A 22,384-nucleotide genomic window follows, 5' to 3' on the forward strand; every position below is an offset into this window, starting at 1 on the left:
GGTTTAGCAGGTTTTTTAGCGGGCACCCATTTCTTCCAGGAGTTGCCACCAGACAAATTGGCTTCTTCGGTAGCGGTTAATGTGGTGAACAATGTGCTTTGCATAATCTTAGTTCTCGCTTGATTGTTGGTTTATCTCACTCACTAAAGACGCGGTTAATCGTGTCTTTACGTTCTATTCTTTCTCTTTTACTTAACCTCAACCGTTAGTGTTCACACCAACTTGCGTGAGGTCGCCCTTAACATCACCAGTGTTAACAATAGTGTTGGTTTGAGTGACCGGAGCAACACTCACAGTAATGGTAGGTTTAGCGGGTGTAGCGGGTGTAGCGGGTGTAGCGGGTTTAGCAGGTTTTTTAGCGGGCACCCATTTCTTCCAGGAGTTGCCACCAGACAAATTGGCTTCTTCGGTAGCGGTTAATGTGGTGAACAATGTACTTTGCATAATCTTAGTTCTCGCTTGCTTGATTGTTGGGATTAAAGTCAGGTTACTGGGAAAAAAGTAATAAATATAAACATAAAAAGCGTATATTTAGTAACTTTTTTCGTTCCCTTAAATGTATTATACGACTCTTGCTCTAAAGGTCAAGTAACTATTTTTTTCAGAAATATGTATTACACCTGTTCAGTATCGATACTACATAGTTATTGTTTATACAAATTATTATTTAAAAATAGTTTTTACTTCTCAAGAAATCGCAGACGGGAATATACATTGATATAAATATTGCGATCTAAAAGCGGAATTTTGCCCCGAAATATATAACTTAAGCTTATTACGTATTAATGCTGATGAAATAACGATAATGCCCATATTTAAAGATATAGTAAAGTAAACGGATAATATTTTTATACCAAGGCTACTTAAATAAGTTTATCAACCTCAAAACTGAGATTCTGCATTTTTGTCTAAGTATCCTTATGTAGGAATGTTTTTTAGTAAATTATTATATACAGCAGTATTCTGATTTTATATAATTTCTTTTAATATAAAAACGCTTAAGTTTGGTTAATTATTGATTAATTGGAAAAAAGCCTGATTAATCATACAAAACTTTTGTAAATAAATAAAGAAGAGATAAAATTTTAGATGGAAATTATAAAGATTTGGTGTTCGTCCTAAAATACGCTAGTTGTTATTTAAACTTAACAGTATATAAACCTTGTATTTACATACTAAATACATCCAGGTAAGACACTTATCAGTAATCAAAGCAAAAGCCGCTGCTTTCGCCCTGGAAGGCGAAAACGCCAAAATTATGGGAGTTTTGCCAAAAAAATAATTGGAACGGAAGAGAGCTTTTATTTTTTGGATATCCCTAAATCTTAGTCGTCACGCTAACGCTAGGTAGATTTTTTTGCTAGATTATTTACACAAACAAAATGTTTTTTTATAGTTCATGCTAATTGACCCCCAAGCAGACTTTCTTCGCCTAGTCGAAAACGACGAATATCTTCCGCCAGTCAGTATATGGACAAGGTTGGGAGGGATATTTTTAATTGGAAGTGTTGGCACTGCCTTCGGACTTGCTAGTGTCATTCAATACAACATAATAGTGAAAGCTGATGCTACTGTCCGCCCAACCGGAGAAATACGGTTAGTGCAAGCAGCAGCTGAGGGAACAATCATAAGTATCAAGGTTAAAGAAAATCAAGTTGTGAAAAAGGGAGATACGATCGCACTGATCGAGAACTCCCAATTGCAAACTAAAAAAAGCCAAATACTCGGAACTATTCAGCAGAATCAGTTACAACGATCGCAAATCGATGCACAACTGAAAGCGCTAAAAGCTCAAATGGCTGCTGAGTCTAATGCAATGCGACAGGCGATCTCATCCGCAAAATCCGACTTGAGTCGTAACAAAAGAGACTATCAAGATAAGCAAATCACTAGTGAGGCAGACGTACAAGAAATACAAGCGTCTGTTGAATTAGCTAAAGAGGAACTGAAGCGATATGAGCAGTTGGGAAATACAGGAGCGATCGCCGCTCTGGAAATTAAAGAAAAAGAACAAGCTTTTAAAGCTGCTACTGCTAGACTCGAACACGCGAAAGCTGGACTGAATCCTAGTGATGCTAATGTGGCGATCGCCCAAGAACGCATTGCTCAAGAATTGACAAAGGGTGAATCTACCCTGGCTCAATTGAACAAAGAGGAAGAGGAAATCATCAGGCGTCAAGTTGAAATCCAAAACCAAATTAGTAGCGCTCAACAAGAACTTAAACAAACTTTTACGGAACTGCAAAAAACTGTAATTCGTACCTCAGAGGCCGGTACTATCCTCAAACTAGAATTAAGAAATGCTGGCCAAGTTGTGCGTCCTGGGGATGTAATCGCTCAAATTGCTCCCAACAAAGCCCCTCTGGTGATCAAAGCCCGTGTTGCAGCTTCTGATATTAGCAAAGTGAAGGTGTGTAAAGTCGTACAAGTAACAAAGTGTCCAGAGGGGGAAGTAAAAATGCGGGTTTCTGCCTATCCGTACCCAGATTATGGAATCCTCCAAGGTGCTGTCAGAGATATTAGTGCCGACGCAATTACATCTCAAGGTAGTAATAATATTCCAATTGCACCTTACTATGAAGTGACAATTGAGGCACAGAAACTTTATTTAAAAAAGAGCGATAAATCGTATCCTCTTAAATCAGGGATGGAAATTTCAGCGGAAATCATTTCCAAAAAAGAAACTCTACTAACATTTATTCTGAGAAAAGCAAGGCTGTTAACAGATTTGTAGGCAGATGAGGAAGCGGAGTCAAAGCCACTCCGCCTCCAATTTAATAATTGTTTAATCTTATATTTTTCAGCAAAATTAATAAGCATATCTACTAAGGCTGTAAACAGTTCAAATTTATTAACTAATTTACAGGCTTGCTTGCGAATATCTTCTGCTAAAAGCATACTTGCAATAAATTCTTTTGTTTTATTAAAATAAATATTGTGGTGATTTTCAGCGAGTAAATCAGGATTTTCAAAATACGGATACTCTCGATTAGTAATAACTTTTAATTTTTGAGTGACTGGTGCAATTATTGATAAAAAAATATTCGAGATAGATTCTATCGACTCAATAGCTACTAGCTTATAAATAGGATTAACGGGATTAACTTGAAAAGTTCGCCAATATAGTTCATAAATTCTTTGTCTAAAAATCACTGTCCGCTCAATCAAGTTAATTTTTAAAGAGTCAGTGAAATTTAAAAATCGGTTAAAATTGAAGTCTTCTAAATTTTTTAAAACCCATATCCAATGATTTTCTTGTTCACGGATTTGTTTGTTAACAATATCTGGAATTGAGTTAACTCTTGGTTGTTCTAAGCAAACAAACTGGTTGAAATCTCCATATCCCATGACAAAAAGTGCAAAACAAGGAGCAAAAGATAATCTTTGTATAAGATCAATGCTTTTATTTCCTAAAAACTCAAGGAAGGGTAATTGAGGAAATTGTAAGGATTCTTTTTCAATTAATGCAAACAATTTTTTCATGTTGAACTTTCACCTACAATCATTACTTGTTTACTATTGAAGTTCCTCAAGGTAAGCTGTTGCGTCTTTAATTTTCCAGAGTGTTCTGGTTGCAATAAGAGTTCCAGACCATAAAAAGTCCAAGTTAGACGCGCCAGAGCTTAGTACCTGCTTACTTTACGGTGGGTGTACAAGTTTTATGCAGAGCCAGTCAATTCTTTACAAAAGTTCATAAAAAAGTCCTGCCTGATAATTGGACAGCACAGTGTCTATTGAGTTATCAGTTCCGCTCATAAGTTTTACGCAAAGACAGCCAATTCTTTACAAAAATTCACCAACTGCTTTACAGTCAACGTTTTCCCCTTGTGCGTGGTCAGAGTTTTGTTTTGGTCGCGCTTGGGCATAGTCCTTTACATCAACTTCTCACAGATGTCCAGGAGTAGGGGTAGGTTGAAGATTTGATGGTTTGACTGACTGGGGAATTGACCCCTTCCAAATTTGATTGAATTGATCTGCCGACAACGATTGTAAAAGACTGAGATTAAGCGGCTCTTTACTGATGAATATGGCGTAGGATGGCTGCAAATAGGAACGGTATTCAGGGCGGTTCAGGAGATGGGTTTCTAAAAAAGCGACGCTGAGGGCTTTGAGATAGGAATAAACAGCAGCAGAATCGGGACCCAGCAAAGCGCGTGGCACAGGTAAGGCACCGTTTTCAGAAGTAGCTTCAGCGATCGCGGAAAAATGGGTGGCGTTTTCGATCAAAGCTAGATATTTATTGGGATCAGAAAGCCAGGTGAAGGGGCGAATTTGCTCAAATACGGGTGGGGCGAAAATATCTTGACTGCCTGCTACCAGCATTACGGGAATTTTAATTTGACTGACTTCGCCCTGACCCAAAATTAAGCTGTCAATGGGATTAATTGCAATGATTGCCTTGATGCGATCGTCTTTGAGATCGTAATTTTTTATGGGTAACTTACTTGCTTCACACTGCAAAAAGAGCGACAAATTAAAGGATGAATAATTGGGATTACAGTCTTGGCGGAGTTGGTTAAAGTTAATATTTGCTCCTGCTAGAGTCAAAACTGTATAACCGCCAAAAGACTGACCAATCGCCCCAACTTGCTGAAAATTGAGTTTTCCTTGGAGGGTGGGATCAGATTTTTCTAAACGCTGGAGTTCATCGAGTAGATACTTGATATCCAAAGGTCGGTTGATAAATTCCGCTGGTTCTGGTGGCCCTGCCAAACCCGCAAAGTATTCCTGAAAACGTTTGGCATTACTACCAGGGTGTTCCAGTACAGCAACAGCAAAACCATAAGATGCTAAATGTTCAGCCAGGTAGACAAAGCTAGAGCGGTCTGAAGCAAGACCGTGAGAAATCACAATGAGGGGAAATGGCGCTTCTGGTTGGCTTTGTGAACGGGCTTCAGGTAAATATACATCTACCGGGAGACGGCGATCGCGAGAAACGTCATTTAGCTCGAAGGTTTTTTTCTGCCAGTGGAATTTTCCTGGCGATCGCAAATCTGGTTGTTTGGAGAAGTCAATTGTGGAATTGGCTGCTTCTGCGATCGCTTCTTTTTGAAGAGAGGCAAAAACTTCATCCTTTTTTTTGAGCAATTGTGACAAGTCATCAACTATGCTTAAACCCTGTGTAAAATTCACCCGTATAGTATTGCTAGGAAATTTCCGCAGCAAATTTACAACTGTTAAGCCATTTTGATCAGCAGCAGCCAAAATCAAAGAGGCACGTATGGCATAGAAGCCATTCTTTCGAGACTCAGTCAGGAGTAATTCTCCCAGCTGTTCCATCACTTGCTCGCCTACAGGTGAGTAGGTAACTTGAGATACTAGTGTAGGAGTGACATTGAAGCGTTGCTGGAGTAGATCCCGCAGTTGAGCGAGTTGTTGAGGAGTAGCACGACTAGCATAAAATGAAAAGTCTTGATCGATTTTACCTTCCTTAGCAAAAGTTTCTAGCGAGTCCACGGATAAGTAGAATTCGCCGAAGGGAGGGTAAAAAAAGCTAATACGTTCAGCTCCCAATCCGGGAGTAGCAGTGAAAAACGTAGAGAGCAAACCTAAACCCAGATATCTCAAAAATTTTTTCATTAGAAAAACCCACTGTCTAACCCTGCCAAAAAAGTTTGGGCAAGGAGGAAAGCGGGGCGGGATCTATAACCGCTTTCCTGTTTACACCATAGTTTCGCACATACGCAATAACCGGCACAGAATTAAATTTCTGGGTTGAAAGCAAATCACATCTGTGGTTTTGTGTCAACCTCAGCTTAAATCCCTTTAAAAGCTTGTTTCTAGCCTCTGGCTGAAAATGCTCCTGATTGGGCTGCTGCCGCGAGTCAGGGAGGCGGAGCCTCAATCAGGGGCATTCCCAGTCGGAGACTGGGAACAAGGTATCCCCTACTTATTGTTCTGAATTATCAAAATACATGATTAGCAAATTTTTCAGCCAAACAGCATCAGTAGAGCGATAATAGATATAGAGATCAAAATATATTTATATGTCCTTATCCTCCGGTGCTTGTTGTGTTGTCGTCCTCAACCAACAACAAGAGCAAAATCAAAATGTCTGCCTCCAAAACCAGTGCCAGGATGTGCCAGTTAACCACAGCAAGAGCATGGTTAAAAGTTGCACTGTAGTTGAAAATGGTCGGGTTGTGGTTAAACCCTTGCAACTACCACTTAATCAGATTTCCGAGTAACTTTCCGGCATTTCAACTCTTTTCATCTAAAGGGAAAACATCGTGGAAGCGGTTGTAATCAATGTAGCGATGTCCATCGGGTGTATGGTGGAAGATATCGGCAAATTGATTGTTCCACAAAATCTCATTAGCACTATAAGTATGACGGGCATGGACGACCTGTGAAACCGTTTCATCAAGGCCACTCAAAGAGACGATCAGAATAGTATTTGTCTGGGTTAAGGATTCTGGTGTCATCCCATATAGAGGACTAAACTCATCAATGACATGCATCACTGACCAGCTTAACGTGAAGCTAGGTGTTTGGTTCGTCAGCAGTTTGAGATCGTGGAACCGACGCATGAACTGTCCTTCTAGGGTTACTTCGTCGCGCATTAAGTAGACTCGCATCTGCGCCTCCAGAATTATATTGCGACGCTTATTAGCGCTGCGAAATATGAGAGTCGGCATCGCATTATGAGGTGTTATTACAGCAACACGGCTAAAGACCACACGGGCTGTAGGTCGGGAGAATCGAGCAAATGCTAGTCCTGTCATCACAGCAATTCCCACCAAACCGATCATTGCTTCAATGGTGACAATAATGTTGGCGTAAGTTGTTTTCGGATACATTGCCCCATAGCCGATGGATGCTAGGGTTTGGACGCTAAAGAAAAAGACATCTAAAAAAGACCCAGGTCGGGCGTTGGCAATACAATCTCCTCCAATCAAGTAAGCTAGGGCAAATAGAGCATTAATAGTTATATAGGAAGTAAAAATCAGGATCAGAAAGGCAGTCCAGGGAATCGTTAGCAGCAGATGATAGGGATCGCGCCAGTAGGAATGCCATGCACCTATACCCATAATCTCAAATTTTCCATCTCGAACTTGAATCTGAATCGGTGGGATCAGACGCTGTTGTTTCTTCCGTGAAAGTCTCTTCAGTCGAAATTTCATTGCAAGTAGCCAAAAGAACGGCAACTGCTTAGTATTGTAAATTAAGTTGCTTTGCAGACATTCCACTTACCCGCTAGAGAACGGGAAACTTCACCTTTCTTTTTTTAGAGCTATTTTCAGGTAAATAGACTCGCGCGGTAAGGGCACAGCATTGCTGTGCCCCTACGACCGATGTGGTTTAAATAAATGAAAACTGCTGTAAATCGGCAAAAAAATAGGGTGTGCAATGCCCACCCTACTAATTTCTCTTCTAGAAACTTATTTTTCCGGCTTTAGCGACTGACCTTTAGAACAACGGTCAAACCACTCCTGGTATTTTTTCTGCTGTGACTCATCTTCAACAGCAATGGTAATACGCACCTGCTTGCATCCGTGATTTCGCTCTAGTGCGATCGCATTCAACAATAAACTAGCAGTTTTAGGCGAGCTAAATTCGCCGCTTACCGTTAAACTGCTGTCAAAACCTGTAACTTCAAGTCTTTCTACTTCGGTCAAATCAACGCCAGAAATTTCCTCTTCTCCTAAATCAATTTCTGCAAGTTGTTTGTGTTCTGGGCTAATTTGTTCCACAATCAGCTTTTCACGCCGGACAGGAACTTGTATCATCCGGGTTTCGATGACTTTGCGAACAATCACCTCGCCAATTTTACGCTTACTGCTGCTTTCAACAACTAGCCGTTCTTCTAGTAAACGAATAATCTGTTCTTCGCTAACCTGTTCTAAATTTACTGGTTCAACTGGGCTATTTGTAGTTTGATTATTGACTAGTTGCTCAGTTGAGTTTTCTGATAGTGTGGGTAGATGCAGAGCAGCTTGCCCATAGGCTTCGCCTGGTGTTTCTGTTTCTAAATATTCAGGCATATACTCGATTTCTGATTTGTTTAAGTCGATGAAAACAGATTTAGTCGGCTTGTCAATTTGTTTGATTTTCTGGCTCTGCAACCGAAATAAAGAAGGATGTTTATCGGCTAACTGCTGACCATATTCTCTGGTTTTTTGATTCGTCTGGTTAGATATAACTAAGTTTAACCGACGATTGGCATCCACAATTAAATCATGAACTACTCCTACTAACTGACCTTGCTTATCGATGACAGCAAAATCCTTCACCTTCTTTTTTAAATCTGCTAGTGAGGTGCTAGTGCGAGTCTTCGTATTTGCCTGTCCAATGTTTTTTGTCATCGGTTGGCTATTCATATGCAAAATTTGTGAACTGCTTTCTAGTTAACTATATTAAATGTATTGATCATCTGAATACAATTTAGAAAATGTTTGCGACATATATATTTATACAACCCATATCCAGAGCAATATTCGCAATCCAAAATTTAAACTGGTATCAGCGATCGCAAGTACAGGTAAAGCTGATTCAACAGCCTCACCTGCACCATGTAGAATTAATTATTAGTCATTAGTTACTAGCTAATGACTATATTTAGTTAGCGTTCTTCAATTGGAAGATTACCAGAATTCACGTCTAACTCTTCACGACGCACAGTTTCTTGAGTTTCAACTGTGTCTTGATCGACCACTTTTCTAACTCTGACTTCTTCACGCAAAAATGCTTCTTTGCGAATATCAGGAGTTTCTTCGTGGAGTTCTATGCGAGCAACTTCGCCTTCACGGAAGTCTGCTTCGCGCCCAGAAACGGCAGTACCTGCATCTGCTGGGGTTACACGTTCAATTACAACTCGTTCTCTTTCTACTGGCACTGCAATCCGCGCAGTATCAGTCTCAACATGCTTACCAATCGTTACTTCTCCAGTTTTTTGGCGTTTCTTACCGGCAATCAGCCGTTCTTCATACAATCTCAGGGTTTGATTATCTTGCTCATTTAACCCGTATAAAGAAGGCTCATTTTCGTAAGTATAGCTATCACGATTATAAGTAGGCGTAACCGGCTGCTGATAGGTTGCATCCACTGGTGCTGTCAATGATGCATCTATAGGAAGGGCGTAGTCTCCCGGTTGTGCTAATGAAGCCTCTAGAGGAAGGGCGTAATCTACAGGTTGGCGATATACCCCACGCACCCGTTCTTCATAGTCGTAATCAAGGGTTTGGCGTTCATTGAACTCAGGTAAATCTTCTGCTTGCTCTCTAGTCAAGCCAATTGTGTAAACACGATCAGTGTTATAGTCAATACGGGCACGACCAATTGGTAGTAATACTTTTTTACCAAAAATCCAGAAGCCTAAGTCAACGACTAGATAGCGAAAATGACCCTCTTCATCAACTAAAACATCGCTAACAGTGCCAACTTTTTCATCAGTTCCTTGTGTATAGACACCAAGACCCTTAATGTCATGTCCATCAAAACTATCCTGATAGTTAGGCTCAAAATCTTCTAGTTTGTGAAGAACCATTATATTTATTTAACCTCAAAAATTTTCTCTTCATCTCTTAATAACTAAAGTAGACATTTATTTACTTTTTTACCTCCTTCTGCCGAATGAATTATTTCTAAATTTAAATAATCAAAAGTTATAGATATTTTTTCTCTATGCCATATAGCTAAGTAGAGACGCGAATGTAAAAAATATTGTGGCGTGTCTGCTCGTACTAGCGACTGAATTTAATTGAGATATTTCGTGGTTTATCTGTTTAGATTACTTGAAAACTAAAGCTAAAACTTGCCCAATTATTCACATCCAAGATATATGAGTCGGCTGCTGTGCCGTTCATCTCCGTTTTGAGGGCGCTGGCGTTATGCAAGTCTTGTAGCAAGGCTTGGGCAACGTCTAAGGAATTCAACAATGGGCTAATCGGGCTTTGTTCGGCTGTGGAATACTTACCAGTGTTTAAGGCGGCGAGAGTTTCGCTAAAGGGGGCAGTACTAAAAATTAGTTGTTGTTCGTCAAAGAAAGCTGGTTCTGAAATCACCCATGCGGAAGCAGCATTAGTTTGGGGTAAGGTGAGGGTTTCACCTGGGGCGATGGCGACTTCTTTGAGGAGGGGCTTGGTGTCCGCAGTGTTCGGTTCTTGGGGGGTGTCCCAAAAGTGGAAGGCAATTGCTGTATGATTATTGTTTAATCCCAGCAAGATTAAATATACTGGGCGATCGCTCTGGTTTTCCACTCGATATTGCATTCGACTACCGATAGGGACAATAGGAGTGGGCACAGACGCGATTAATCGCGTCTGTACTGATTTTTTAATCGAAGTTTCAGTTTTGAAGGTTCGTACTGTTTGGCGCTGCATGACGACGCTTGGCAATGTGTCACTAATTATTTCTAAGGTTGCCTTGACTCCCAAGCGGGAAGAACCTTGATTTTCTGTGAGTCGCCATAACTTGGCTGCAAGCAGGGTTGATAATTTCGCTGCTAACCTCTGCACCGTTAATTTCACTGCTTCTCCTATTTCCCCGGTGGTATTGGGAATTAGTTCGCCACCAAGAGAAAATAGCCCATAACGACTAGGAATTTCCTGTAATTTAGCAAATAAATAATCAGCTGGTTTTTCCCCTACTACTACGATGGACACATGGGAAAATGCGGCAAAGGCACTTGTAGCGTCTACTCGCTCAATTCTTTGCAATCCAGTATCCAAAGCAATTGTTAAATTAATATTCCGGGGTAAAACCCGGACTGCTTCTTGGACGAGTTGCCCGACTTGTAGGGGATTTGCACCTTCAATTTTGGCAATTTGCGCTTTTGCTGTTAATCCAGTCCGCGATCGCAATACTAATTCTTCTGTTGTTGCTAGGGTGAATCGAGAATTCACTCCATAGTATAGCAGCACTTGTGGAGGTAATCCTCCCAACCACAGATGCACTGTTTTGCCGTCTTCTTCAATAGCTGTTACCGCACCTTCTGCACCAATGATATTCTCTGGAAAAGCTAACGCCAAACCTAACCCCCCAGCCCCCTTCCCTTGTAGGGAAGGGGGAGAATTCAAAGCCTCTCTCCTCTGAGGAGAGAGGTTTGGAGAGAGGTTTTCCAGATTCCCTGGTTGCTGTTTGCTACCCAATTTGGATAGAGAATTTTCCACATGAGACAGGGCGACTTGAATTGTGGTGGCTGGGGTGAATTCCCACAAATACTGCGTCAAGGCGTAGGTAAATAACCCAGCACTAAAACCAGAAAAGAGTCCTTCCCTCGCGGACTGCTTTGGATTTGAGGTAGCCGTTAAGACAATAGGTGTGCTGGGTAACTTCTGAGTTTTAAGTTGTTTGAGCAAGTCGAGTTCCTCTGCTGCTAGCTTTGCCTCTACTGACTCCTCAAGGGCGCGACTTTTTAATCCTAATACTGTGCTAGCAGCATAATAGCTAGTATCTAATACTGCTGTTACTCGGTCTGTGGGGAGCGATCGCAATAATAGCAGTAGAGTTTCTTCTAATATATAGTTGACGTTGACTATTTTCTCATTTTGTGAATCTTTGCTTCCATTGGCTGGCACCAGAGCATTTTGCATTGTATCTGGCGATGTTTCCAATTTGACATGGCTGCCATAGCCACTAAAGTGAAAGACGACCACATCACCGGCTTTAGCTTGCTTACTCAAGTGATCCGAAAAAGCCGCCTCAATGAATTCCCTGCTAGCTTCTTCCTCAGTTAAGGTTAAAATATCTGACCCTTGGAAGCCAAAGCGATGAATCAAAAGTTCTCTTTGCAATTCCACATCCGTGAGACAACCACTGAGGGCTGGAATTTGTGGGTATTGGTTAATACCTATTAACAATGCCAACTTGCGCGGACTGGGTTCTGCCAAAGCCTGATAATAGCGATTTCCCAAAATCAACCACTCAGCTTCAGTTACCCCCAATACCGCGAGTATTGAGCCAATTCTCTGTAAAAACCTGCGCCGTTTCATAATTAGCTATCAGCTCTCAGCTATCAGTTAGCAGCTTACAGGGCTGAACTCTGTAATGTAAAGTTACAGATAGTGTTTGCTTGATCAAAGTGTGAGGAGTGGGGAGTGGGGAGTGGGGGAGATGAGGGAGATGAGGGAGGTGAGGGAGAAAGAATAACTAGTCCCCAATGCCCAATGCCCCATGCCCAATGCCCAATGCCCAATGCCCAATGCCCAATGCCCTAAACCGATACTTCTATCCGCATTGCCCGCGCTAACTCTGCCGCCACTTCTGGACGGGAAAATTCTGGTGGAGGTAATTCTCCGCGCCGCAGCATTTCTCTAACTTTTGTCCCCGATAGGTGAATGCGTTCTTCTGGCCTGCTGGGACTGGTTTTAGATGTTGCCATCTGCTTAGTGCGCGTACAGTAGAAAGCGTGTTCAAATTTCATCGGCACAATGCCCAATTCACTTGGCGCAAACTCTTCAAATATATATTGAGCATCGTAAGTGCCGTAATAGTCACCGACGCCAGCATGATCCCGTCCGACGATAAAGTGAGTACAGCCGTAGTTTTTGCGGACTAAAGCATGGAATATAGCCTCACGAGGCCCAGCGTAGCGCATTGCGGCTGGATTTATTGCCAAAGTTACTCTGTCCAAGGGGTAGTAGTGTTCCAGCAAAATTTCATAGCAGCGCATCCGCACGTCAGCAGCAATATCATCTTCTTTTGTCGCCCCAACTAATGGGTGCAAAAATAGACCATCAACAATTTCTAAAGCGCACTTTTGAATATATTCATGGGCGCGGTGGATGGGGTTGCGAGTTTGAAAGCCAACAATTGTTTTCCAACCCTTTTCTCTAAACAACTCTCGTGAGGCAACTGGATCAATTTGATAAGTGGGAAACTGGGGATGAGGTTCGCGTTGGAGTAGCCAAATATCACCCGCCAGATGTACAGTACCTTGGTTATAGAGTACCTGCACACCTGGATGTTTGGCATCATCAGTGCGGTAGACATTAATCGCTTCGCGGGTTTTGTCGTAGTGATATTTTTGCGTGAGTTGCAAAACCCCAATAAATTCACCTCTGGAGTTATCCAGACGGATTAAGCCGCCTTCTTGCAACGGGGAAGCTACTTCTTCGCTGACCGATAGTGTAATCGGGATTGACCACACAAGACCGTTAGCTAGTCGCATTTCTGTAACAGTGCGATCGTAGTCTTCCTGGTTCATAAAACCCGTGAGTGGACTGAAAGCACCGATCGCAATCATTTCTACATCAGAAACGGCGCGATCGTCAAGTTGCACTCGCGGCAAAAAGTCAGCTTTGGAAAGAAACTCTGCTCTTTGTTCTGGTGTGGCGATACGGTTAACCAACTGTCCACCGTGGGGGGCTATGGCATCTGGATTGTGACTCAATGTAATCCCCTCTTTGCTTTTATTGCTATTGTTTCAGATTATGTACTAACTTATCAAATGCTGGTACGTATTTAAGTTAGGCTAAAGTTAGTCTACGCTTTAGTAGTTGAAGAGTTCCCTGATTTGGAATTGCTTATGACTGCTGTATCACCTGTTTTTAAACCTGTTAGCCAGATGCGGCTAGAACCTGGTAGTACAGTGTCTATTCAAGATGTCAGCTGGGAAGAATTTGAGTCTATCTTACAGGAACTGGGAGAAAAGCGATCGCTACGAGTTGCTTATAGCAAGTCTACGTTAGAAATTATGGTTCCTCTACCCGAACACGAAAAGTCAAAGGACTTAATTTCGGATATTGTCAAAATCTTGCTGAAGAAGACAGGGAGAAGGTACGAAGCTTTTGGTTCAACTACATTCAAGCGTGAAAATACAGCAGGGGTAGAACCGGATGCTTGCTTCTACATCCAGAATTACCAAAGAATGATTAGCCGTCGCAGACTTGAACCAGATGATCCGCCTCCTGATTTGGCTATTGAAACAGATGTAACATCAAAAACAACTCTTGATGCTTATGAAGCGATCGCTGTTCCAGAACTATGGATTTACAATAATAAAAAGCTGAGGATTTATTTACTCAGCAATGGACATTACATCGAATCAGATAACAGTTCTAACTTTCCAAATATGCCTCTAACTCAAATTATTCCCGCTACAGTAGAACGGGCTTGGCAAGTGGGAACTGTGCAGGCTTTGGAAGAGTTTGAAGGGGTATTAAATAAAAGTAGTTTTTGATAGAGAGTACATAGGTGTAGCCCGCCACACATATCGCTTTTGCTAATTGAGCCTAATATGGCAATAAATGACATAAATTGCCATAAAATAATATTATGAAAGAAAAATTAGGGAAGTAGTGCCAGTGAAAAGTATAAATATATCTCTCCCTGATGCGATGCGGACTTATATAGAAGAGAAAGTGGCGACTGGTGGTTACAGCAGCGTCAGTGAATATTTTCGTGAGTTAGTGCGCCAAGACCAAAAGCGTCAAGCGGCTGAATATTTGGAAGCGATGCTTTTAGAAGGTCTAAATTCTGGGAATGCAACTGAGATGAGTCCTGACGATTGGGAAGACATCCGCCAAGCTGTGCGGGAAAGAATCGCCAAGCATAAAGGGTCAAACCAAGGTTAATGAGCGACGTAAGCAAACGACCGCAAGTAATCCGCGACTTAATAGAATTAGCGACTTATATTGCAGAAGATAACTTGGAAGCTTCAGATCGGTTTCTTACAGCAGCAGAAACAACTTTCAAACAACTGGGTAAAATGCCAGGAATGGGAAAATCTTGTCAATTCTCTCATCCTAATTTAGCTGGTGTTCGACAGCAAGCAATCAAAGGATTTAAAAAGTATCTTGTTTTTTATCTTCCTTCTGATTCGGGTGTACAGATTCTTAGAGTCATTTATGGCGGACGAGATATTGAAACAATCTTGGATGAAGATTTAGGAGACAATAACGCTGAATAATAATAGGGTAGGAAACTGTGTCAAAAAAGAAAAAATTTAATCTAGAAGTAAAGGTTGTCAACCCGAAGACAGGCAAAATTACAACTGAGAGTGTACCCTTTGAGCAACTTAGTCATAATCATAAGGCAATCAGCAAACTTAATTCTGAACAAATTACTCGAATTAAAAAAATTTATTCCATTTTAGATTTAGATTGTTTGTTAGGTGATAATTTTTAAAATTGGGCGATACAATTTACATTCAATATTTTTCCTGAGAATGAAATTAGAGCTTGGGAAGAAATAACTTTTGTATTTTTAAAATTTATTACAAGACATCCTTATAATTTAACATTGAACCAGAAAAAAGATATTTTATTCAGACTTTTAAAGCTCTCTTTTGGCGAAAGTCCAAATGATGCGTCATCAATGTTTTTATATTCATTTTGGGAGGAATTAACGGAGGAATTCAGAAAAACTAAGACTAAAAATATACGTGAGCAAACAAAAGTTACTGATCAAAGCCCAGTATATGTTAACCCTTGGGATACAACTGATTTTGAGAAATTAGCTTTTGCTTATAATAAATATACAAATCAGCATAATTTGAGTTCAGAAGAAGATCATGATATTTTTGTTAGATTGATGCATCTGATGGCCGGACAAGATCCTAAAGATGATCTTTCTAGAGAATTACTTCATATCCTTGTAAATGAATTTGATCCACATAACATTACAGATGACAGAGTGCGAGTTTATTCTCCTGTTGTTAGACGTAAAGGACAGTCTAAATTTAGGCATGAACTTATAAAAGCCTATAAAGGAAAATGTGCAATTACAGGTTACAGCGTAGATGAAGTATTACAAGCTGCTCATATTATCCCCTATCTTGGCAGTGAAACAAATCATCCCTCTAATGGAATTTTACTTCGGGTAGATATACACATACTTTTTGATAAATACTTACTATCTATTCATCCAAAAAGCTATGAAGTAATAATTTCTCCTAGTTTATCCGGGACTGATTATGAAGGACTTGGCGGAAAAAAAATACTACTTCCTGATAAAGACAGATTTAAACCTAATTCAATTGCGTTGGAACAACATTATCAAACTTTTTTACAAAAATGTGATAAATAAAAATACCCCTCCACAAGTCAGGAGGGGCGCAAAACTTGGGTAAGATTCAACTAAACTGTTCAATTATTCCGCCACCTAACACTTTTTCGCCGTCGTACCACACCGCAGCTTGTCCGGGAGTGATGCTGATTTGGGGTTCATCAAACACCAAACGCACACGGGAGTTTTCCAACGGAATCACCGTCACTGGTGTAGCCGTTGAACGATAGCGAATTTGCACTTCGGCATGAATTGGGGTGGATGGTTCAGCAATAGAAACCCAGTTTACCCGATTTATAGTGCATTCCGGTTGAGTTACCTTAGTGCGATCGCCTACTATTACTTTATTATTTTCCGCATCTAATTCAATCACATACAACGGTTCGGCAGCAGCAATCCCCAAGCCTTTGCGCTGTCCAATGGTGTAGTGATGCACACCATCATGCTGTCCCAAAACTTTACCTGTGACATCGACAATATCGCCTATTTTGGGAGCTAAATATTTATCTAAAAATGCCCGCATGGAACCATTACTTTCCACTAAGCATAAGTCTTGACTTTCTGGCTTATCAGCAGTTTTCAGTCCGTATTCAGTAGCAATGCGGCGCGTGTCAGTTTTTTCTAGTTCGCCTAGAGGAAATATAGTTGCTGCAAGTAAATCTTGAGACAAATCATAGAGAAAGTATGACTGGTCTTTGTTGCGGTCAACAGCCCTTAATAATTGGTAACGTCCAGTTGCTTCGTCATAGCTAATTCGGGCATAATGACCAGTGGCAATGCGATCGCATCCCAATTCTTCATGGGCATATTGCACCATTGGCCCAAACTTCACCGTTTTATTGCACTGGGAACAAGGCAAAGGCGTGATCCCAGCACTATAACCAGTCACCAGATAATCGACAATATGCGTCTGAAAGAGATCCCGAATATCCACAATCTGATGGGGAACGCCCAGTTGTTCGCAGAGATCAGCCGCATCGATCATACCTTCAGAGCAACATTGACCTTTGCCTTTCATTAGCCAAAGAGTCAAACCAATCACTTCATAGCCCTGATGGTGCAGGATAGCGGCGGCGGTGGAACTGTCAACGCCACCAGAAAGACCAACGACGACTTTTTTCATACAAAGTACGATATATAAGCAATTTAAAATTCAAAATTAAGAAATCAAATTATAGTAAGCATTCTGGCTGGTGATGGTGTGCCAAGTTAAAGAGTAACAGCTTTGCTGCATAATTCTCCAATTCTAGCATACATTCTTCAAAGCCTTGCTAGGAAAGCACTTCAGTTTATGAGTCAGCAAATAGAGATTGCTCTTTACTCCGTCATCACCGATTATAGCGGTTCTAAGTTGGGTGAAATATAGTAATAACAGTCGGTAAACCAACCAATAATGTCTTTTTTAGTCTAACTCTTGATCAGTTCTGGTAGCTTGCGATCGCAAACTGACTTAACCTAAATATATGCCTTTAGCAGAGGTAAATTCAAATGCTCGTAGCTACCACCCACGGGTGATTTTGTTATCGGGGATATAGCCAAAGTGTTAGGGCTACAACGTATTTTGCTTAACCTACTATTTGTGCTTCATCTTTGTGTTGCTAGCGATCGCTTTTAGGGAAAAGCTTTAATATAGTAATCAATTCAATTAGTTAAAAATACTGAGGTCGATTAAGTAACAAATTTGGTTAAATTAATATAACAAACGGTTTTGTCATTGTTCCCGTTTGCTTATTAAGTAATGCTACTTACAGACTGGAACCATATTTTAGACAACATTTTGCCTGATGAGAGTAATGAGGCGGTTATCAGCAAGAGATTTGTAGAATACTTTATAGAAGCACTGGGATTTAATCAACAAGAGCAGGTTCCACAATTTCCCACAGGAAATGGAACAGTGGATTTTGCTGCTCGCAAAAATACTGATGGTGATAATTTTTTATTCTCTAAGACTAATCCGTATTTACTTGTTGAAGTTAAGGCACGAGCAACAGGAGCAGGAGCCAAGATTAATTTATCAGAAGGCACTCCTCAATATATAAACACTAGAGAGCAAATAAAAAGGTATTTACTTGCCTCTAAGTGCAACACATCTCAATGGGGCATTATTACTAATTCAGTTCATATCCAGCTATTCCGGCGACATGGAAAAGTTGTATTTCCTGCTACTCCAACTATTTTAATTAAAAAAGATAATATTAATGCTATTGTTTCCCATCTCAAACATTTACAGCAGATTTGAGGTAAATGAGGCACACTAAATATTAGTGCATCAAGAATTACAATGAAACCGTACTTAGTTGATCTTAAACCAGCTATCAGAGGTAGAATTCATACTTATACTCCGGTAAATATTAAAAATCAATCTAAACTCAGCAAAGAAGAAGTATTAGCAACAATCAAAGAGAGTGTTTGTCTAGCACGCAATTACTGCGATGATGTAGAATGGAGTGCTTTTGACGCTCCCAGAAGTGAGCCAGATTTTTTGTGTAAATCTATTGAAACTGCAATCAAGAGTGGTGCTAATACTATTAGTATTCCTGATAGCTTGGGTTTGGCATCGCCAGAAGATTTTTCGCAACTTCTGCAAATGATTTTTAATCGAGTCCCAAATATTGATCAAGCTGTCGTTTCAGTACACTGTCATGATGATTTGGGCATGGCAGTAGATAATTCACTCATTGCTTTAAGTTGTGGCGTGAGGCAAATTGAATGTGCAATTAATGGTTTGGGCGCGAGGAAAGGTAATGCAGATTTTAGTAAAGTTGTGATTGAGGTTTTAAAACAGGGGAATTATCAAATTGATATTGACACTTCGTTGATGAGTAAAGCAGCAGAGTTAATTTTTAAAATAACTGGGACTGGAAGGGGAAATAGTTAAGAGTAAGTCTTGAACTGTTTGCCAGAATTATATTCCTAGTGATTGAACCCGCTCACTGTTTTTGACATCACAGCCGGGATATAGTAATTTTTACCATTGGTATAAGCCTCGCGATCGCTCCGAAAAATTGCTTTAAAGCTTTATATCGTTTCGCCTCCTTAGATAGTCACAAAATAGCTTGCGTTCACAACAAAATTCGCTATTAATTTAGTTTTGCTCCCAGATGATAGCTGGTGGAGCGGCTGTGGTTTAAACCCAAAGTACAGTTATGATCTGTGAAATTTAGGATTAGTTTATCTCCTGTTTGGGGTCGTGGCGTTGCGGCTGTAACTGATAGATTGATTTTTCTGGAGAGGCTACTGCTGCTTTCGGAATTTCAATTACCGGGTTATTTAGTCCCACCATCAGAGGGGAAGGGGGAACCATAGATACTGAGGACGTTTGTATCGGTTCTATTTGTGGTCGTTGTGCCAGTTGCGGCATCCTCGAACCAACAGATACTAAGCCAGATATTGCGCCGATTGCACAAGCAGCAACGGCTGCACCTCCCATCATCCAGTTGAAACGCGAACGGCGGCGCAAACGTGTCAATACTTGCTCAACTGTTGCTTCTGGTGACTGTTGGGCTGTTGGCACTGGGATAGCCCGCAAGCCTTGGCGCAGCTTTAACAGCCGGGCATACAAGCATTGAACAGAGGCATCATTTGCCAGCCATTCTTCTACTTGCCTGCGTTCTGTAGCCGTGACTTCACCATCGAGGTAAGCACTCAATAACTCGAAGCGATCGCGCTTCACCATATCCATAAGACCCGTTGATTCATTGGTATGCTTGCCCATTCCATCTGGCAAATCTTGAGGAAGTTGCAAAGGTGAACGGTCGAAAAACTGAGAATCAGTAGTCATCTTAACATTATTACCAATTCATACACAGGTAAACGGGGCGGAAAATTCAGAAAAATTGTCAATTTTCCTCCTAACGGGAGAAGCGATCTACATCTTTGGTGGTAACTCTTAACCAATGCTTAATTCTATCGTTGGGCAGAGGCAAGATACTGTAAATTAGGAGTCTAGATAAGTCTGTAAGTGAGCTTGCAGCCTCGTTCTAGCTCTGGCTATTCTTGACTTCACAGTTCCCAAGGAAACGCCAGTGATTTCGGCAATTTCTTCATAAGCCAAGCCTTCGATTTCTCTGAGGACAATGGTAGTACGAAAAACTTCTGGCAAATCCGCGATCGCTTCCCGCAATTGCTCGTAAAATTCTCTAGTTGTCAGTTCTTCTTCAGGCCCTGGGGTATCGCCGGCGATTTCCCAATCCATCTCACCGTCCTCTAACGAACGGGGAGCATCGAGTGACAAAGGACTCATAACCCGCTTGCGTTTCCGCAACTCGTCGTAAAACAAGTTGGTAGCAATGCGGCTTAACCAGCCCCGAAATTTAGCAGGATCTTGTAATCGGTTAATATTCCGATACACTCGAATCCAAACTTCTTGAGCCAAATCAGCCCTGTCAGCCCAATCTGGAGCTAGGTGGTATAGAACTCTATCAACTTGACTTTGATAGCGGCGTAATAGTTCTGCAAATGCGACACGATCTGGTCGCAGTCCCACTTGACAGCGCAAAATTAAATCGTGGTTAGGGAGTTTGTCAACTTGCACTGATGCTTCTGGATACTTTGCATCAATGGTTGACCAGGATACAGTAATCGACTGACTCATAGATATTACTGGCTCTAAATCATCCCTATCTATTAGACCTGCTAATGGGGTAGAAGTTCCATGCTAAGGTGACGGATTTATGACTGGAACACTGAGCCATACAATTTTGGATACATTTATTGCAATAAGGAGAGGCACTTTTTGCTTATACTGCTGGCATAGTTGCCCAAGACCCATCAACTAACAAAGGCGCAGTTATTATATGCACATTTTGGGACTTTTAGCAACTGGGTATATACGCTTGATCAAAATAATTAAATCTGGTTATAAGGATGAAGATAAAAATTTTGCAATTCTAGCTTCTTGATACTTTTTAAAATCAGGTAATAATTTCTGAAAGTTGGGTTGCTGTGGTTACTATAATGGTGATTTATTTTTTTGATTTTGTCACCAGAATAGTTGCTGATTGTTCTACTTGTGATCCGTAGGTAGCACCAGAGTGATTTTGCTGTGGTACGCGAACTTGAAAAAATAAATGGAGGGAAAATGTAATTGTGACTGCTAGCAATAGTTTTTCAAACATGGTTTTTCTCCCACCGACACCATTAATGATTGATTGCTACGTTTCAAAGGTTCCACCAGAAAGTCTAAGTATTGGCTTACAACCCCCAGAACTCTTGGAGTTTTGCTGCTGGGACAATTCGTACAGTCTTAGTTTGCCCAGAGGTGTTGGCAGATTTATATCGGAAATGATAAGTATTGATAAATTTTTGATAATCGGATGATGAACCCATCCAATTGTTCGGCTGGATATGTCAGGGATAAACAATAGGCGATGGCAATGGTAAGAAACGAATCTGTAGGGCGGATGGTAATGTTGCTCTGTTTTGGCACAGCATTTTTATCTTTAGCTGTCCATTGGCGCATTACTACGGCGGAACGGCAGTCTGAGCAGTCTGCATCTACTTCGATGCGGCGAAATTCTACCCTAACCAATCCCAAGGGAAGCCGCCCAGAGGGAGTCTATAAAAATCTTTCCCAAGTGAGTTTAGGGGAAATTGCCCTCGGTGCATCTGTGACACCTGGTGAAGTGACCCCAGGCTCAACTGCTCAGAGGGCGTTTACACCAAAGTCCTCTGCTATTAAGCCTCAAATTAAGTCGAAAATAATTAAGAATAATGTCGCTAAAGTAACTACTCGGAGGGCTTATACACTCAAGTCTTCTACTATTAAGTCTCAAACTCAGCCCAAAATCATTAAGAATAATGTAGCTAAAGGAACCGACCTACCAACTCAGACGCGGCTGGTGGCGCAAGTAGAAAGTCAAAATCCAGTTGCGGATAGTTGGCCAAAAGGTTTATGGTCACAGGCTTCAGCCCAACAAGTACCATCTAATAGGCTGGCAGATGCCAAGACCAAGACGCAAGTAGTGGTTGTTTTAAGCGATCGCCGTACCTATGTATACGCAGGAGATGAGGTGATAGCCAGCTACCCGATTGCTGTCGGTAAGAAAGGTTGGGAAACGCCCACAGGTTCTTTCCAAGTGATCCACATGCGACACTATCCAATCTGGCGTCACCCGATTACGGGCAAAGTGTTTCAAGCTGGTACGGATAGTCCCTTGGGAGACAGATGGATTGGTTTTTGGTCAGATGGACGGAATGAAATTGGCTTTCATGGCACGCCAGATGTTGATCTGGTAGGAACGGCTGTATCCCACGGCTGCTTAAGAATGCGTAATTCTGATGTCCGATTGCTATACGAGCAAGTGAGTTTAGGGACAACAGTGGTAGTGCGTAATTAATTAAGAGTCATTAGTCATTAGTCCTCTCTTACAAAGTTCTGAGCGCCGGTTTCCGGCGCTCAGAACTTTGCGCTTTGTCCTTTGTCTAAAACAAATGA

The 22,384-nt window shown here is 41.2% G+C and carries 21 protein-coding genes; 10 read left to right on the forward strand and 11 right to left on the reverse strand.

Annotated features, from left to right (window positions below; genetic code table 11):
* Positions 1–198: 198 nt before the first annotated feature.
* Complete coding sequence (locus V7L05_RS02055) at positions 199–444, reverse strand: hypothetical protein (protein WP_335161344.1); 246 nt, start codon at positions 442–444, stop codon at positions 199–201.
* Positions 445–1,399: 955 nt separating this feature from the next.
* Between V7L05_RS02055 and V7L05_RS02060 the strand changes: the two genes are divergently transcribed.
* The gene (locus tag V7L05_RS02060; protein WP_335161346.1) at positions 1,400–2,734 is read left to right on the forward strand and encodes an HlyD family secretion protein; all 1,335 of its coding nucleotides are present in this window, start codon (positions 1,400–1,402) and stop codon (positions 2,732–2,734) included.
* 1,151 nt (positions 2,735–3,885) lie between these two features.
* Here V7L05_RS02060 and V7L05_RS02065 read toward each other — a convergent pair.
* Entirely contained in the window at positions 3,886–5,580 is a 1,695-nt protein-coding gene (locus tag V7L05_RS02065) for an alpha/beta hydrolase (RefSeq protein WP_335161347.1), read from the reverse strand.
* 407 nt (positions 5,581–5,987) lie between these two features.
* On the opposite strand from V7L05_RS02065, the gene V7L05_RS02070 reads away from it, so the two are divergent.
* Positions 5,988–6,188 carry a hypothetical protein gene (locus V7L05_RS02070; RefSeq protein WP_335161349.1) on the forward strand — a complete coding sequence of 67 codons (201 nt, stop codon included), beginning with the start codon at positions 5,988–5,990 and terminating at the stop codon, positions 6,186–6,188.
* Between the two features lie 12 nt (positions 6,189–6,200).
* Here V7L05_RS02070 and V7L05_RS02075 read toward each other — a convergent pair whose 3' ends face one another.
* The 4 genes from V7L05_RS02075 to V7L05_RS02090 all read right to left on the reverse strand — a co-directional run bounded on the left by V7L05_RS02075 (position 6,201) and on the right by V7L05_RS02090 (position 11,933).
* On the reverse strand, positions 6,201–7,124 hold the full coding sequence (locus V7L05_RS02075) for an ion channel (RefSeq protein ID WP_335161351.1): 924 nt from the start codon (positions 7,122–7,124) through the stop codon (positions 6,201–6,203).
* Positions 7,125–7,382: 258 nt separating this feature from the next.
* Positions 7,383–8,306 (reverse strand): YsnF/AvaK domain-containing protein, encoded by a 924-nt coding sequence (locus tag V7L05_RS02080; RefSeq protein WP_335161353.1) that lies wholly within the window; start codon positions 8,304–8,306, stop codon positions 7,383–7,385.
* Between the two features lie 257 nt (positions 8,307–8,563).
* A complete protein-coding gene (locus V7L05_RS02085; protein ID WP_335161355.1) occupies positions 8,564–9,487 on the reverse strand; it encodes a DUF2382 domain-containing protein in 924 nt (307 codons plus the stop codon).
* A 238-nt stretch (positions 9,488–9,725) separates the two neighbouring features.
* Positions 9,726–11,933: a caspase family protein gene (locus V7L05_RS02090; RefSeq protein WP_335161357.1), complete on the reverse strand. Its 2,208-nt coding sequence runs from the start codon at positions 11,931–11,933 to the stop codon at positions 9,726–9,728.
* Between the two features lie 105 nt (positions 11,934–12,038).
* Between V7L05_RS02090 and V7L05_RS02095 the strand changes: the two genes are divergently transcribed.
* The gene (locus tag V7L05_RS02095; protein ID WP_335161359.1) at positions 12,039–12,158 is read left to right on the forward strand and encodes a histidine kinase; all 120 of its coding nucleotides are present in this window, start codon (positions 12,039–12,041) and stop codon (positions 12,156–12,158) included.
* On the opposite strand, the gene sat is transcribed toward V7L05_RS02095, so the two are convergent.
* On the reverse strand, positions 12,155–13,333 hold the full coding sequence (gene sat / locus V7L05_RS02100; RefSeq protein WP_335161361.1) for a sulfate adenylyltransferase: 1,179 nt from the start codon (positions 13,331–13,333) through the stop codon (positions 12,155–12,157). The genes V7L05_RS02095 and sat overlap by 4 nt on opposite strands.
* A 135-nt stretch (positions 13,334–13,468) precedes the next feature.
* Here sat and V7L05_RS02105 point away from each other — a divergent pair, with 135 nt between their 5' ends.
* From V7L05_RS02105 to V7L05_RS02120, 4 genes are all read left to right on the forward strand, one after another.
* Positions 13,469–14,122, forward strand: a complete 654-nt coding sequence (locus V7L05_RS02105) for a Uma2 family endonuclease (protein WP_335161363.1) — start codon at positions 13,469–13,471, stop codon at positions 14,120–14,122.
* Between the two features lie 124 nt (positions 14,123–14,246).
* A complete protein-coding gene (locus V7L05_RS02110; protein ID WP_335161365.1) occupies positions 14,247–14,516 on the forward strand; it encodes a type II toxin-antitoxin system ParD family antitoxin in 270 nt (89 codons plus the stop codon).
* On the forward strand, positions 14,516–14,851 hold the full coding sequence (locus V7L05_RS02115; RefSeq protein WP_335161367.1) for a type II toxin-antitoxin system RelE/ParE family toxin: 336 nt from the start codon (positions 14,516–14,518) through the stop codon (positions 14,849–14,851). The genes V7L05_RS02110 and V7L05_RS02115 overlap by 1 nt, the downstream gene beginning before the upstream one ends.
* Positions 14,852–15,183: 332 nt before the next feature.
* Positions 15,184–15,969, forward strand: coding sequence for an HNH endonuclease (locus V7L05_RS02120; protein WP_335161368.1), 786 nt, complete (start codon positions 15,184–15,186; stop codon positions 15,967–15,969).
* 46 nt (positions 15,970–16,015) lie between these two features.
* Here the strand turns inward: V7L05_RS02120 and mnmA are convergent, their stop codons facing one another.
* Entirely contained in the window at positions 16,016–17,071 is a 1,056-nt protein-coding gene (gene mnmA, locus V7L05_RS02125; RefSeq protein ID WP_335161370.1) for a tRNA 2-thiouridine(34) synthase MnmA, read from the reverse strand.
* A gap of 615 nt (positions 17,072–17,686) precedes the next feature.
* Between mnmA and V7L05_RS02130 the strand changes: the two genes are divergently transcribed.
* Together V7L05_RS02130 and V7L05_RS02135 are read left to right on the forward strand one after the other, a co-directional pair.
* Entirely contained in the window at positions 17,687–18,187 is a 501-nt protein-coding gene (locus tag V7L05_RS02130; RefSeq protein ID WP_335161372.1) for a hypothetical protein, read from the forward strand.
* Between the two features lie 42 nt (positions 18,188–18,229).
* Entirely contained in the window at positions 18,230–18,826 is a 597-nt protein-coding gene (locus V7L05_RS02135; protein ID WP_335161374.1) for a hypothetical protein, read from the forward strand.
* Between the two features lie 288 nt (positions 18,827–19,114).
* Here V7L05_RS02135 and V7L05_RS02140 read toward each other — a convergent pair whose 3' ends face one another.
* From V7L05_RS02140 to V7L05_RS02150, 3 genes are all read right to left on the reverse strand, one after another.
* Positions 19,115–19,729, reverse strand: a complete 615-nt coding sequence (locus V7L05_RS02140) for an anti-sigma factor family protein (RefSeq protein WP_335161376.1) — start codon at positions 19,727–19,729, stop codon at positions 19,115–19,117.
* A gap of 156 nt (positions 19,730–19,885) precedes the next feature.
* Positions 19,886–20,542 (reverse strand): sigma-70 family RNA polymerase sigma factor, encoded by a 657-nt coding sequence (locus tag V7L05_RS02145; RefSeq protein WP_335161378.1) that lies wholly within the window; start codon positions 20,540–20,542, stop codon positions 19,886–19,888.
* Between the two features lie 370 nt (positions 20,543–20,912).
* Positions 20,913–21,065 carry a hypothetical protein gene (locus V7L05_RS02150; protein ID WP_335161380.1) on the reverse strand — a complete coding sequence of 51 codons (153 nt, stop codon included), beginning with the start codon at positions 21,063–21,065 and terminating at the stop codon, positions 20,913–20,915.
* A gap of 258 nt (positions 21,066–21,323) precedes the next feature.
* Between V7L05_RS02150 and V7L05_RS02155 the strand changes: the two genes are divergently transcribed.
* The gene (locus V7L05_RS02155) at positions 21,324–22,286 is read left to right on the forward strand and encodes a L,D-transpeptidase (protein WP_442937826.1); all 963 of its coding nucleotides are present in this window, start codon (positions 21,324–21,326) and stop codon (positions 22,284–22,286) included.
* Positions 22,287–22,384: the final 98 nt, after the last annotated feature.

Source organism: Nostoc sp., from assembly GCF_036917755.1.
In the GTDB taxonomy this organism is placed as follows: domain Bacteria; phylum Cyanobacteriota; class Cyanobacteriia; order Cyanobacteriales; family Nostocaceae; genus Nostoc.